The sequence below is a fragment of the Candidatus Rickettsia mendelii genome, from assembly GCF_057543435.1.
Map to the genome: position 1 here is coordinate 23,531 of NZ_BTGX01000004.1, position 14,896 is coordinate 38,426.

Below are 14,896 nucleotides of genomic sequence, written 5' to 3' on the forward strand. Positions count from 1 at the left end.
ATGCGTTCAGCTATTATTGATATAGGTTCAAATGCTTTAAGAGCCGTAGTTTATGAGAATGATGAGCTTGGTGCTCCAGAAATTTTTAATTATAAATTTAGAAATTATCTTACAAATTTGCTTAATTTAGATAATTTAGATGTAAAACATCAAACATATTTATCTATACAATATCTTATTCATGTTTTTACTAAACTCTCAGTTACTAATATTAGATGTGTTGCAACAGCTATACTTAGAGGACATCCTAAGGCAAATGAATTTAAAGCAATAATTAAAAAGAGATTCAATATTGATATTGAAATTATTTCTGGTGAGCGTGAAGCTTATTTAACTGCTGCTGGACTAATTTCTGGTATTAGTGATGCTTCCGGTATTGTAGCAGATCTTGGTGGTGGAAGCCTTGAGTTGGCACAGATTGGAAATAAAAAGGTTGGTAAATTAAAATCATTGCCTCTTGGTACTAAAATTATTGCTAGTAGCAATTTGGGTAATGTTGGACTCATTACTGAAATGTTAGAGAATGAATTCGGAGCTGCACATTATCCTAATTTATATTTAATCGGTGGTGCACTTCGCCTAATGAGCCGTATATATATGGAGTCTATAAATTATCCTCTTAAAAATTTACATAATTTTGAAATAAATCGTGTAGAGTTTGAGTTATATTTAGAGAAATTATCACAAATCGATAAATTAAAACTGAGTTATTATGAGCAAAAAGCTATAAATTATAATGCTGTTTTAGTAATAAAAGCGATGATTAAGGTATTTTCACCGGAAAGAATTATTATCTCAAATTATGGGTTAAAGGAAGGAGTAAGATTTGATTCATTGCATACACATGAAAAAGAAAAAGATATTATTTATGAGAGAGTAAAGAGATTAGTAAAATTTGATAGAAATATATGTAAAATTGAAAAATATATTGAAGCAGTACAATATCTTTTAATCAATTCCGATACTACAACTCTTATTATTGTTGAGCTTGCTATAATGCTAGCGCAATATAATAAAAATATTGATAAAACGCTCAGAGCAAATTTTGTTTCGGAATTTATCTTATCTTCAGACATTCCTTTTAGTCATAGGCAGCGTCTTATGCTAGGCATTGCACTCACTGTTACTTATACTGCTAAAACTGATATGCAAATTAATAAAATAGCTAAAAAAATGATTAGTAAAAGTGATTATTATAACAGTCATATAATAGGTTATTATATAAAAATTGCTAGAGAAATTGATGGACCAGAGTTTCAACAACCTTCTTTTTCGATTAAATTAAAAGATGATAAATTTTTACAAATTAACGCTTCAAGTATTCTTCCTAAACAAGTCTTTGAAAAGGTATGTGAACGTTTGAAAGATATAAGCACTGCTAGGAAAAATATTAGTCATAATTTTAGTGATTAGGTATTGTTTGCATGATTCTAAAAACTTAGCATTAAATGATTGGAAGAGATAAATTATTTATAAGTATCTTTTATTCACCTAAAATTGGCATTTTTATTCTTCGTTAGATTTAACTATTTCAGTTTAGCAGAAAAAATTGCATTATAGGTGGTGATAGATTATGATTCGATACTTTAATAATTTTGATTATTAAGCTTATTATTTTGCTTGAAGATAGTTAATAAGCTAGTTAACCTAATCATACAATTAAATAAATTATCGAATAGTCGAACAGTATATCAGAAAATTCAAAAATAGATGAAAAAGATAATAGATAATTTTTACAAAATTATAATTTAAAAACTCTTTTTTAAAACTATAATACTATTAGTAATTGATAGTGTTAATTAATCCCCTAATAAAAATTAATATATAAGGCTAAGGGTTAACAATCTAGAATATTAAAAAATTTTTTAGCAATAGCATCATTAAGGAGAATATTTTAAATAAGTTTTAATTGCAATAGGAACAGGAATGGTTTTAACTGTAGGGATAAATGTCAGTTAAATATCTAGGAGCAAAGCCTTGAAGTAATAGAGATTTAATGATGGTGACAACCTATTTAGATAGTAAAAAACTTGCTAAATATTACTCTTTTATAGCACCATATGGAGCTGATACTCAAATCAGTAGCAAACAGCATTAGTTCATAGTATTGTTTAGTAGAATAAGCAAGTAAGTCAAAATACTTTATAGAACTATATAGTCTCTTTTCGCTCTCTATTTAAGCTTCTTTGCTCTTTTCGTATCCTCGCATATTTTTTTTTATAAAAAATTAAATTGTAAAAAGCTGTACTTTTATGATTTAAAGTTAAGGAAAAATTATAATAATTTGCAATTATGTTTCGCTCATATAACATAAAACTTCTTTGACTAATGAACTGGTTATTTTCCTTTTAGAAATTAGAGCAAAATGGTTAATATTCTCTAATATTTCTATAATTTTAGCATATTCTCTAGGTAAATTTACTAAAAGTAAATCTATTACTGTTTGCGATATTGTTACTGAAGAGATAGAAAAATGTTTGAATATTAAAGTCTTAATTAATTCATCATCAGGTTGTCTTATTCCTATGCTGAGCACCGATTTGATACGTGAAGATAAATCTGGTAAAACAAAATTCCTACTTTTATCAAGTGATGTAAGTAAAAGATATTTTTGTTTTTCGTTAATAAGATTGAATATATGAAGTAGTATTGATTCTTGCCAGTTTTCAATATCTTCAATAATAAAAGCATCATATTTTTCTAAAATTTCTTCATTAAAAAAAATATCTTTAATAACGTAGCTTTTTGCTAAGTTCTGCCATACCTTCGTAAGATAAGTTTTACCTGAAGAAGAAGGACCTTTTATTAGTAAAGTAAATTTATAAGGATTAACGCCAAAATGGTCCTGCCAATTTTGTAGAATATTATAAGCTTGATAGTTAGAACTGGAAACAACAAATTCATCAGGATGATATTTATGAGGAGTACTAAAAGGAAATATATATTGCTGCACTTTTATAAGAATTTTTTATCCTTCTATTCGATAGAATTTGCTAGATTTATAAAGTTTAATTAGATTTGAAAGTAAAATTTTAGTAATGCCTGCAATAGGTATGGCAAAGAATATTCCAATAATTCCAAATAAATTTCCACAAGCAAAAATTGAAAATATAATCCAAAGCGGATGTAAACCTATTTTATTACCAATAATCTTAGGGGTTAAAATATAGGATTCACAAATATTCCCTACTAGATAAATTATCATTATATATAGTAATTTAGTAGTCATGCCAAAAGTTAAATAGCCAACTATTAAAGTTAAAATGAAAGATATAAAAGTACCAATGAAAGGAATAATGACTAAAAACCCTGTTAAAATCCCAAATAAAAGAGCAAGATCAATACCTATTACAGTAAATGCAGTACTATAATAAAACGATAATAATAAACAAATATTTAGCTGTCCTCTTATATAAGCAGATAACAGTTTATTAATTGTTGATAATATTTCAAGAATTTTCTTTTTACTTTTTAAAGGTAGTAATGATTTCATATTTTCAATAATATTAGTCCAGTCACGTAAGAAATAAAATAATATTATAGGTATAAGTAGAAATAAAATAAATATGTTAATAGTAATAACAGTATAATGCCAAAAATTGTTAGCAAGGCTAGCAAGAATAGAAAATATAGTATTTATAAAATTACTTAAAGAATTCTTAATTTTATTGGCAATATCAGGTTCTACTGAATAAATTTTTGCCATTATAGGCGGTAATACCTCTGCTTGAAAATAATTTTTATATTTTGGGATATTTTTTATAAAAATAAAAATCTGCTCATAAATTATTGGTACTAAAATAGTAAGTGCTAAGAAAAATATACCCAAAAATACAATATAAATTATAGCAGATGCAAACCTATTTGATAGTTCAAACTTTGATATAATAAAATCTATCGTAGGTTGCAATAAATAAGAAATTATAAAAGCAATAAAAAATGGTTTTATAGCATCTGAAATTAGTATAAAACCGCTTATAAAAAGCCCTAAAAAAAGCAGCCAAAATATAGCGATTTTATTCATAATTATTCTTTACTGCTGGGGTTTTCTAGTTACTTGCACGGTTGCAGGACGAAGCAGCCTATCTTTAATTTTATATCCTACTTGCATTAAAGTAATAACACTGTTCGGTGCATGCTCAGTATTATCTACCTGCAAAATTGCATTATGTAAATTGTAGTCAAACATTGACCCTATCTCCGGTTTTATTTCCTCAATATGGTGTTTATGAAATATTTTATCTAGTTCATCTTTAGTCATCTGAACTCCTGCTATAATATTTGCAACTTCCACATCAGGATTTGCTGGTTTATACTCTAATGCTCTTGAAAGATTATCACTGACGTTTAGTAGCTCTTTAGCAAATGTAGTGATCGCATAATCTTTTGCTTCATCACATGCTTTTTCTAAACGTTTTCTTGTATTATCTATTTCAGCAGTAGTTCTGATTAGCTTATCTCTAAGTTCTTCAATTTCTGCTTTTAAAGTTGCTACTTCGTTACTACTAGTTTCTTCCTGCATTTTCTGAGTAGGGCTAATTTCTTCTTCATTATTGTTTTCTATATTATTATCCATCATAATTATTACTTAATAATCTATTTTATTATATTCTGTTTATTAAGATATAATAAAAATATAAAATTTTCAATGATATACTCGTTTAATTTGAAAAATTGGTAGCAGAACTTTTTGCTTTTGATCCTCACTAGTTATATCTATAGCTATGGTCAAAGGTTATGAATTGCCTTACTCTTTATCCAAATTAAACTTTGTCTACTGATTTTCTTAGGGAGCATACATTAATATTATGAGACATTTAGGTAGAAAAAGCAACCAATTACGTCCTATTTCATTTGAATTATCACCGCTTATTAATGCAGAAGGTTCATGCCTTATTAAGATAGGTAACACACATGTTATGTGTAGCGCTACTTGTGAGGTAAATGTGCCACCATTTTTACGTGGGCAAAATCGAGGTTGGGTTACAGCCGAATATGGTATGCTTCCAAGCTCTACTAGTCAGCGTATTAAAAGAGAGTCTACACAAGGAAAACAGGGGGGAAGAACGCAAGAGATACAGCGTTTGATAGGTAGAGCGATGCGTTGCATAATTGATTTGCAAAAACTTGGGGAGAGACAAATTATTATAGATTGTGATGTAATTAATGCTGATGGTGGAACTAGAACGGCAGCAATAACAGGAAGTTATGTAGCGTTGCATTTAGCTATTAGATCATTGATGAAAAAGAGAATTTTGAGAATAAACCCATTAATTACTCAGATTACAGCTATTTCTTGCGGTATATATAAGGGTGAGCCAATATTAGATTTAGATTATTTAGAAGATAGTGAGGCTGAGGTAGATAGTAATTTTGTGTTTGCAGGTAACGGTAATTTGATTGAAGTGCAAAGTACAGCAGAAAAAAATTCTTTTTCTGAAGAGCAATTTCTAGCGATGTTGAAACTTGCTAAAATCGGCACTGCAGAGCTTTTTAAATTACAGAACCAGATATTGCTTGATTCTTAATCATACGTGGATCAAAAAAAATTATACTATATATATACAGTAGTGTGACTAAGCTATCTAAGCAAAACAGTTTGTAATAGGATATTTTATTTATTAGATACCGCGATCAGGTCATAGTATGAAAAATCGATGCCCAGAGTTACACAATAAATACTAGCTCTGTAAACCAGCTGCTTAAAATGCATTATTTTCTAGTAGCACGTACTTGCTACTATAGTTTAAGAGTTTGAGGTTCAGTAAATACTATATTCTTTATTAGAATCAGTGTTATTGTCAAAATATTAACTTACGTAAATAGTAATGATGTATGACACTTTCCTAATTGTAGTAGTACTTGCTTTGTTCAAAGTTATAGTAGAATATTTACTCTTATTTAGTGAAACAAGCTATTACAATGTCATTGTCATTATGCATTTTAATTGTCTCTTTCAGAAAAATCTTTTAACGTAGATTAAATACTTAAATATATATTGTCAATATAGCGGTTAGAGCAGGTGAGATAGATATATGGTAATAAAGTGAACAAAGCATAAAAATATGAAAAAATAAAAAGAAGAAGCTGTCTTTATGTAGGAGAGAGACTGGCATCTATATGAGTATATAGAAAAATAGGTGATAAGCCTAAACCAGATCAGCGATTTAAGGCTTTAAAAAAATTTAAGAGTTTATCTCCAGAGTATGTTTTTCTTTAAGATGAGCTTAATTTTATAATAAGAACCAAGAATCTTTTAACCAGAAAGTTTAGTATATGATATAGTTTATGTTTTTTTAAAGACTTAGTTTACTTGGACTTCCTATGCCACTTGGTGGTACTAATATATTACCTAATAAGCTAGCGGGTTAGGATGTTTATAATGTAATGAAAGATGTTGAGTTTAGTATAAGCATTTTTTCACAAAAATGATAAGGTATGCATTCTTAATTCGTATATGCTTGAGGAAGCATCTAATAGTTTGGGTAACTTGTTAAATCAGAGAGCGCACAGGATAAAAGGTTTTTTGCAAACATTTTTTATATTTAAAGTACAATTTTTAAGTACAGTTTTAAAGATAAATATTAGCAATTTACTTGGCTACCAATAATAGCCATCTATATTTCTATTAGTTTATCTACTTAATATTTGGAGAGTTTAGATTTTATAATATTTTCTATCATTACAAATAAAAATTCTATAATTAATTATTTGTGTCTTGTTTATATGCTCTTCCACTTTGATATACAATACAGCACTGCTTATTTACATATTTAAAAATTGTTTAACGATATGAAGAGTAAAATTTAAGATTGAATAGTTTTAGCTTTATGTGCTATTGTAATTTGTATATTAACTATGCCTTCAAAGGCAGTCTTAAAACTAAACATGTGGTTAGTTTAGAAGATTGTAATAAGATATATTCTATATTAAGAAATTTAAATCAATCTATTTTAGTTCTTTTTAGCTGTAAATTATAAGATTTTTTTAAATATATCATATTCTTGATTGCTTCATACAAGGCGAGTTTAAAGGCAAGGTCGAAGATACATAATATAAAAATACTTGAGCACTGGCTGTATTTACAAAATTCGTTTGGATCAAACTGTTTGAAATATGATGTAGTAGATATTTTAAAAAAGATCTTAATTATATTTTACATAAGAATACCTGTATAAAAATATAAATAATTTATATTTTTAGATCTAGAAACCTAAAAAAATTATTCTTGCCTCTTGAACTAGTGAAAATAAGATATATATAGTATGTACATCATTCATTAAAGTATTATAATTGTGGAGGTTAGAATGTCTTTTAAACCATTATATGATAGAATTGCAATCAAGCCTATCGAGCAGGAAGAAAAAACTAAAGGTGGAATTATCATTCCGGATACTGCAAAAGAAAAGCCAATGCAAGGTGAAGTAATAGCTGTAGGTAATGGTACTCGTACAGAAAATGGAGAACTGCAGCCTTTAGAATTAAAAGTAAGTGATAAGGTCTTATATGGTAAATGGGCAGGCACTGAAATTGAAATTAAAGGTGAAAAACTGATCATTATGAAAGAAAGCGATGTTCTTGGTATAATTAATTAATTAATTTTTTTGTAAAAGGAGAATTTAGTATGGCAACAAAACTTATTACACATGGATCAAAAGCACGTGAACAAATGCTAGAAGGTATTGATATACTTGCAGATGCAGTGAAAGTGACTTTAGGCCCGAAAGGAAGAAATGTACTTATTGAACAATCATTTGGTGCACCAAAAATTACTAAGGATGGTGTAACAGTTGCAAAATCAATTGAATTAAAAAATAGATTTAGAAATGCAGGTGCACAGTTATTAAAATCTGCAGCCACCAAGGCTGCAGAAGTAGCCGGAGATGGAACTACTACTGCTACAGTTTTAGCAAGAGCACTTGCTCGTGAAGGTAATAGGCTCGTTGCTGCTGGCTATAATCCAATGGATTTAAAACGTGGTATAGATTTAGCTGTAAATGAAGTAGTAGAAGAAATTAAAAAGTCTAGCAAAAAGATTAATAGTCAAGAGGAAATAGCCCAAGTTGGTACTATTTCCTCAAACGGTGATAAGGAAATCGGTGAAAAAATTGCTAAAGCAATGGAAGAAGTTGGTAAAGAAGGTGTAATTACCGTTGAGGAAGCAAAAAATTTTAGTTTCGATGTTGAAGTAGTGAAGGGTATGATGTTTGATAGAGGATATCTTTCACCATATTTTGTCACAAATTCTGAAAAGATGATTGCTGAGCTTGAAAATCCTTATATCTTATTATTCGAGAAAAAATTATCAAATCTACAACCAATGTTACCAATACTTGAAGCAGTGGTACAATCATCTCGTCCTTTATTAATTATTGCTGAAGATGTTGAGGGCGAAGCACTTGCTACTTTAGTAGTAAATAGATTACGTGGTGGTTTAAAAGTTGCTGCTGTAAAAGCTCCAGGGTTTGGTGATAGAAGGAAAGCAATGATGGAAGATATTGCTATTTTAACTAATGGTGAGCTTATAACTGAAGATCTTGGGATGAAGCTTGAAAATGTTGGTTTAAAAAGTTTAGGCAATGCAAAGAGAGTAACAATCTCTAAAGAAAGTACCGTAATTGTTGATGGTAGTGGTGATAAGAAAAGTATTGAAGATCGAGTGTTACAAATTAAATCTCAAATAGCTGAAACTACTTCTGATTATGATAAAGAAAAACTACAAGAACGTTTAGCCAAACTTTCTGGTGGTGTAGCTGTGTTAAAAGTTGGTGGCGCTACAGAGGTTGAAGTAAAAGAACGTAAAGATCGTGTTGAAGATGCATTAGCTGCTACAAGAGCTGCAGTTGAAGAAGGCGTTGTAGCAGGTGGTGGTATAACTCTACTTCATGCTTCGCAAACTTTAAGAAATCTTAAAGTTGAAAATAAAGATCAACAAGCAGGTATTGAAATAGTAATAGAAGCTTTAAAAGATCCGCTAAAACAGATTGTTGAAAATGCTGGTGAAAATGGTGGTGTAGTAGTTGGAAAATTACTAGAGCATAAAGATAAAAATTTTGGTTTTAATGCTCAGGATATGAACTATATTGATATGGTTAAAGCAGGAATTATCGACCCAGCTAAAGTAGTGCGTACTGCATTGCAAGATGCAGCTTCTGTCGCTTCCTTAATTATTACTACGGAAACTTTAATTGTTGATGAACCTACTGATAAGGAAGACCCAATGCCAATGCGTGGTGGTGGTGGTATGAACGGCATGGGAGGTATGGACTTCTAACTCTGTTTGTATGGTTTTCAGAGAAGCAGTGCACTTAGACGTTATGTTTGTATGAGTCAGTAATATTCACTATCATACTGCAGCGTCGTTGCATAGCTTAAAAAACAGCTAAACTGTTCATACAGAGTGCCTTAACCATGGCATGCTATCTAAGAAAAACAATGTTTGCATAGCTCTTAATAAAGTAATCGATGTCATTTTAGCTAAGGCAAGAATCTAGGGAAAACAAGCTTAATAATGATGTGAGGGCTATGCAACAAAGCCTAATTTCTTTTGCAATCATGTATAGCATTTGCAGTAATGCCTTAATGAGGCAGGGCACACAATAAAACAAAAATTCTTTGGTAAAACTCTTACACAAAAAATAAAACATATAGCATTTCTTTTAATTGTTTCAGAAGTAGGTTCTATGCATAGGAGAATGATTAGTCTTTAGAGCTGTTGGAGTAAAAAATGAGTCTACTAAGGCTGTTGGAAGTTAATAAGTACTGCTGGCGCGAAAAACCCTTAAGTTTTATTCCTCTTGCATCAGTTGACTCAAATGGTGCTATTATTAGTATAGCCAGCGCTCTAGAGCTAATTTTTGCTTCAAAATAAATATATTTATTCAAGATGATAGAATAAGTCCAGAAGAAATTTGCTTTCAAGCGTTTTTTTATTTTATGGTTTATAACTTATTGCAATCTATCAAAAATTTAGTAAGCATTTTAATTGTAAATATAGGTTATTATTTAATCTACTTTTTGAATGGCATATTCCTAGTGTCATTAAAGATAATGATAAGAGGATCATCCACTAATATATGGGTATTATCTTACTAATCAAGAAACTAAGAACTGAAACAGGAAAACATAATTTTGATTAGAATAAAACTGACTCTGTGCATAAAGTAAAAGTTAGTTAAGAATTTAAATCAAAATTAGTATTTTATGCAAAGTATAAAACTCAAGGTTATGATTGGTAGATTACTAAAGACTATGTTGATTTTATGCAATAGATTAATGCGTGAAGATTTGGAACTATTTCATATAGATTACAGCAATGCTAATTCTAATTGGAGTTATCACATTACCAAAACTTCAGTAACAATACTCATATTAATAGTATCTATAAAGGCGACCTATATAATACATCTGTAAAATTGCAGGATGATAATGGTTACTATATGCTACAGCTAAGCAGTCCTTAGGGTGTAGAAGTCACTTAATTCTTATTTAAATAATTCCTAAAGATTATTTTCTGGATTCGACCATTGTTTACATGGTAATCATAGGTAATTTGTTTAAATCTATAAAGTGAATTCCTTTATTTCTCATTTTAAATAGTTGTAACATATAGTTAACAGTGACCATAATTCTATTAATTAGGAAGAGTAAATATTTTCTATCCTTAGTAGAATAAGTGATATAAATAGTAATTCTTAAACTGCATGGTTATAGGTAAAGATATAATACTATAGTTAATAACTCTAGAAAAGGTATTAACATGTTTTCCTTTTTTCGGTTCTTCATATATTTTGTAAAAATTATCAAGTATATAATATAAATTTGTAATATATTTTTTACATGGAATTCATATTGTTTTCTTTCATATAAAGAACAACAAGTCTTCTTTTGTAATTCACTATTCCTTATTATATTATACTCTTTAACAATTTTTATCCTAGGCTCTAGTTATTATTTACTGACAACTTTTAGTCCTTCCTTTAAGCTGTCTTTTATAAATGAAATGCTAACTTGCTTACCACCAGCAATAACTATTTCTGAGTAATTATAATTTGATAAAATTATTTCTAATTCGTTAGGTGTAATAGCAGCTATAGCTTGACAGCCATTTACGGTACAATTTATATATTTTCCTGCTACTACACCCAGCTCTCTATCTGCTAAATAATAGTTCCTTTAGGAATATAAACGTTTGGTGGCACTATTTCGATTATCATTAATTCTTTTTCTGCTTGTTCTTGATTAAAAGAACCTATGTGGTAATATTTCCTTTTCTTTACCTTTTTCAGTATTATTAATTTGTTGTGATAAAAAGCAAATTTGTTTTTTATTGTTGTTAAGAGCACAGTTCAAAGTCCAAACTCCAAACTTTTTTGGTACTGTGTGGATGCATAGACATTTTCTACTTTGTATAAAATAAAAGTTCCTACTATGAGCAATAAACCGCTACAAATAAAAATATTTTTCTTTATAGAATCTTTCATATAATTTTTAATCTCTTTAAAATATTTTCTTTTCCTAAAATTTCTGCAATTTCAAACACGCTAGGTGATGCCGTCATACCTGTTATCAAAGCTCTGATTGGTTTTATAAGCTCATTCAGCTTTAAGCCATTATTAGCAGCAACTTCTTTAAACTTACTTTGCACAGATTCTTTCTCGAACTTCTCAAGGCTTGTTAAGCCTTCTATAACCTGATTAATTAACTCTTTATTACAGTTTTTTATTATTTCTTTTGCATCTTCTTGATAGATTATAGGAGAATTTATTAAATAAATCTTAGCAAGATGCACTAAGTATAGCAATGTCTCACTTCTGACTAGCAAACTTGGCATTGCTTGTTTTATATAACTTATTTCCTGCTTACTAACTTGATGGTTTTGCTCTAATATTTCTACAGTCTTGGAAATTAAACTTTCATTATCAAGAGCTCGTAAATAATGGGCATTAAGGCTATTCATCTTAGCAAGATCAAGCCTAGCTGGTGATTTACCTAAAGAATGAAGGTTAAACCATTCTATAGCTTGATTCATTGAAATAATTTCATCATCACCATGACTCCAACCAAGGCGCAGTAAATAATTGCATAAGCTTTCCGGTAAATAGCCCATATCTTTATAAGCTTCAACACTGAGTGCGCCATGCCTTTTCGATAATTTGCTACCATCTGCCCCATGAATTAGAGGTATATGCGTCATGCTTGGCACATTGAAGCCGAAAGCATTATAGATTGCTATTTGCCTTGCAGCATTAGTTAAATGGTCATCTCCACGAATAATATGGGTTATGCCCATATCGTGATCATCTACTACCACGGCTAGCATATAAGTGGCAGTACCATCAGAACGCAAAAGTACCATATCATCAATATGAGAATTCTCAATTACTACATCTCCTTGCAAAGTGTCATGGATTGTTATGCTACCAACACGTGGTGTTTTTAGTCGTATTACCGGCTTTATATCAGTAGGGTAGAGAGATGGGTCCTTATTACGCCACTGGCTATTAAAAATGAAATGCTGCTTATTTTTTAAAGATGTTTGTCTCTGCTTTTCTATTTCTTCTTGAGACATAAAACAATAATATGCCTTACCTTCTGTTAGAAGCTTTAACGCTGCCTTCTTATAAATTTCATTACGTTTAGATTGAAATATAACTTCATCGTCCCAGTTAAGCCCTAGCCATTTTAGTCCCGAGAATATAGAATCTACGGCTTCCTTTGTAGATCTTTCTTTATCTGTATCCTCAATGCGAAGCAAAAATTTACCATTATGATGCTGAGCAAATAAATAGTTAAATAAAGCAGTTCTTGCTGAACCTATATGTAAAAACCCCGTAGGTGATGGAGCGAATCTAGTAATTACATTATTAGTCATTTATTGTTTTTTTTTAGATAAATACATAAAATAATTCACATCTATATTGTCATTTAATTTCCACTTACTATGAGTTATATCATATACTAAACCTTTTAACTCTTTGATTTCTACATTTGTACTTTCTAATATCTCATATATTTCTGAAGGTTTTAAAAATTTACTATAATCATGTGTATTTTTGGGCACCCATCCTAAAATATATTCAGCAGCTATTATCCCAAGAAAATATGCTTTTTTAGTGCGGTTAATCGTAGAAATTATAGCCATGCCTCCAGGTTTAATATGTTCTACTAAATTAGGTATAAATTTCTGAACGTTCTCTACATGTTCAATAACTTCAAGACAAATGACTACATCATATTGTTTGTTGTTTTTTAGTTCTTCTATAGTACTCTTAAAGTAATTTACTTGTACATCATTTTCTTTAGCATAATTTAATGCAGTATTGATATTACTTTGTAGAGCGTCAATAGCTGTAACGTTAAAACCTGCTTTAGCTAAAGGTGTAGCAATTAATCCTCCGCCGCAACCAACGTCGAGTATCTCTAGTCTAGAAATATCATTGTAATGTAAGGTTATTTTCTCTATTATATACTTAAGTCGAATAGGGTTGATGCGATGTAAAATACTGAATGCTCCTTCCTTATTCCACCAATTATGAGAAATTTTTTCAAACTTTTCTAATTCTTTTTTATCAATTGAAGACATACACTTATATAATATACTTAGATGACTCTCATAATACTAGCCTTAATTTTAATTAGTTTAATATTTGCGCCTCTTGGCTGTATTGCGTTATGGAAACGTTATATCTGTTTTGGTGACGGGCTTGCTCATAGTAGTTTTTTAGCAGCTAGTATTAGTATTATAGCACATTTTCCATTAATATATTCAGGATTAATCATGGCTATTCTCTTTTCATTTTTTGTTTTTATATTTAAAGATAATTCTGAAAAAAATGCAGTTATTAATTTAATTGTTAGTTTTATGCTGGCTACAGCTTTGATTATTAATTATTTTAGTTTTGCACAAAATAATATAACAAATTTATTATTTGGTGATATTTTATCTGTATCTTTTAATGATTTAATTATGTTAGTAATAATATTAGCAGTAAGTATAGGTTTTATCGTATATTTTTATAATCAAATTCTTCTTGTAATTGTTAATAGAGATATTGCAATAATAAAAGGTCTAAGAGTAAATGTTATCGAGTTAGTATTTTTGCTTCTTTTATCATTATCAGTATTTTTTGCTATCAAAATGGTCGGCGCACTTATGGTAACAGCTGTGTTACTTATCCCTGCTATGATTGCACGATTTATAGCGCATAGTCCCGCTGGAATGATTATAATATCAGTGTTGGTCTCATTATTTATTAATTTTTGTGCATCTTTTGTATCTTTCTATTTTGACTTACCACTAACTCCAATAGTTATCATAATAGGCACATTTATCTATAGCTTGTTATATTTAAAGCAATCATTTATCAATTAATATTGATTCTTTAAACTTTTTATATATAACTCTTACATTAATTTATTAAGTTTTTTTAACAAAGGGCAAATTATACAAAATTCAAAACAAGATAAATCAATATTATTTCTAATATGAATTTAGGATAAGTGAGTGGGGAGAGAAGAGAAGCAATAAGAGATTTCAAAGAGAGTGTTAGTTACATAGTATTTTGATTTTAAAATATGCGCTCAACAATGAAGAAATATACATCTAAAGTAGATTAGATATACTTGATACTTTTTGCAAAGTATATGTAAAGAATGAAAGCAACAAAATTAGTACTAACATATAGAAAACCTCAGAAAAAAAGAAACTAAAAGCTTTGCAAGTTACCAACTATAGTAGTATATTTTTATTTATCACCATAATTAAAGATCTTAAGGTCACCATTTATATCATTTATCATACAAATATAAACGTTATTTTAGATTGCTAAGTTACAGATAAAGAATCTAGATATGGCTAAGATTAGTTCTACCGCTTGTTATGATGTCGCAACTA

Annotated in this window: 10 protein-coding genes and 2 pseudogenes; 6 read left to right on the plus strand and 6 right to left on the minus strand. The window is 29.3% G+C overall.

The genetic code is table 11. From position 1 onward, the window contains the following. Entirely contained in the window at positions 1-1,413 is a 1,413-nt protein-coding gene (locus AC27F4_RS00520) for a Ppx/GppA phosphatase family protein (protein ID WP_487061034.1), read from the plus strand. Positions 1,414-2,290: 877 nt separating this feature from the next. Here the strand turns inward: AC27F4_RS00520 and AC27F4_RS00525 are convergent. Genes AC27F4_RS00525 through grpE form a run of 3 tightly spaced genes read right to left on the minus strand, consistent with a single transcriptional unit; the run spans position 2,291 to position 4,579 of the window. Beyond that, positions 2,291-2,953, minus strand: a complete 663-nt coding sequence (locus tag AC27F4_RS00525) for an HdaA/DnaA family protein (protein ID WP_487061036.1) — start codon at positions 2,951-2,953, stop codon at positions 2,291-2,293. A gap of 15 nt (positions 2,954-2,968) precedes the next feature. Beyond that, complete coding sequence (locus AC27F4_RS00530) at positions 2,969-4,024, minus strand: AI-2E family transporter (RefSeq protein WP_487061039.1); 1,056 nt, start codon at positions 4,022-4,024, stop codon at positions 2,969-2,971. Positions 4,025-4,033: 9 nt separating this feature from the next. Then, positions 4,034-4,579 (minus strand): nucleotide exchange factor GrpE, encoded by a 546-nt coding sequence (grpE, locus tag AC27F4_RS00535; protein WP_487061041.1) that lies wholly within the window; start codon positions 4,577-4,579, stop codon positions 4,034-4,036. 229 nt (positions 4,580-4,808) lie between these two features. On the opposite strand from grpE, the gene rph reads away from it, so the two are divergent. From rph to AC27F4_RS00555, 4 genes and pseudogenes are all read left to right on the plus strand, one after another. Continuing rightward, the gene (gene rph, locus AC27F4_RS00540) at positions 4,809-5,528 is read left to right on the plus strand and encodes a ribonuclease PH (protein ID WP_487061043.1); all 720 of its coding nucleotides are present in this window, start codon (positions 4,809-4,811) and stop codon (positions 5,526-5,528) included. Between the two features lie 1,779 nt (positions 5,529-7,307). Next, complete coding sequence (locus AC27F4_RS00545; protein WP_487061045.1) at positions 7,308-7,595, plus strand: co-chaperone GroES; 288 nt, start codon at positions 7,308-7,310, stop codon at positions 7,593-7,595. 29 nt (positions 7,596-7,624) lie between these two features. Then, positions 7,625-9,274 carry a chaperonin GroEL gene (gene groL / locus AC27F4_RS00550; protein ID WP_487061047.1) on the plus strand — a complete coding sequence of 550 codons (1,650 nt, stop codon included), beginning with the start codon at positions 7,625-7,627 and terminating at the stop codon, positions 9,272-9,274. Between the two features lie 425 nt (positions 9,275-9,699). Further along, positions 9,700-9,927, plus strand: a pseudogene (locus tag AC27F4_RS00555) (DUF3576 domain-containing protein); the annotation flags it as partial. 1,023 nt (positions 9,928-10,950) lie between these two features. On the opposite strand, the pseudogene AC27F4_RS00560 reads toward AC27F4_RS00555, so the two are convergent. The 3 genes and pseudogenes from AC27F4_RS00560 to ubiG all read right to left on the minus strand — a co-directional run bounded on the left by AC27F4_RS00560 (position 10,951) and on the right by ubiG (position 13,585). After that, positions 10,951-11,483, minus strand: a pseudogene (locus AC27F4_RS00560) (invasion associated locus B family protein). Next, positions 11,480-12,874, minus strand: coding sequence for a glutamate--tRNA ligase (gene gltX, locus AC27F4_RS00565; protein ID WP_487061049.1), 1,395 nt, complete (start codon positions 12,872-12,874; stop codon positions 11,480-11,482). The pseudogene AC27F4_RS00560 and the gene gltX overlap by 4 nt, the downstream one beginning before the upstream one ends. Next, positions 12,875-13,585: a bifunctional 2-polyprenyl-6-hydroxyphenol methylase/3-demethylubiquinol 3-O-methyltransferase UbiG gene (gene ubiG / locus AC27F4_RS00570; protein WP_487061051.1), complete on the minus strand. Its 711-nt coding sequence runs from the start codon at positions 13,583-13,585 to the stop codon at positions 12,875-12,877. It lies immediately after the preceding gene. A 21-nt stretch (positions 13,586-13,606) separates the two neighbouring features. Between ubiG and AC27F4_RS00575 the strand changes: the two genes are divergently transcribed. Then, positions 13,607-14,374 (plus strand): metal ABC transporter permease, encoded by a 768-nt coding sequence (locus tag AC27F4_RS00575; RefSeq protein ID WP_487061053.1) that lies wholly within the window; start codon positions 13,607-13,609, stop codon positions 14,372-14,374. Positions 14,375-14,896: the final 522 nt, after the last annotated feature.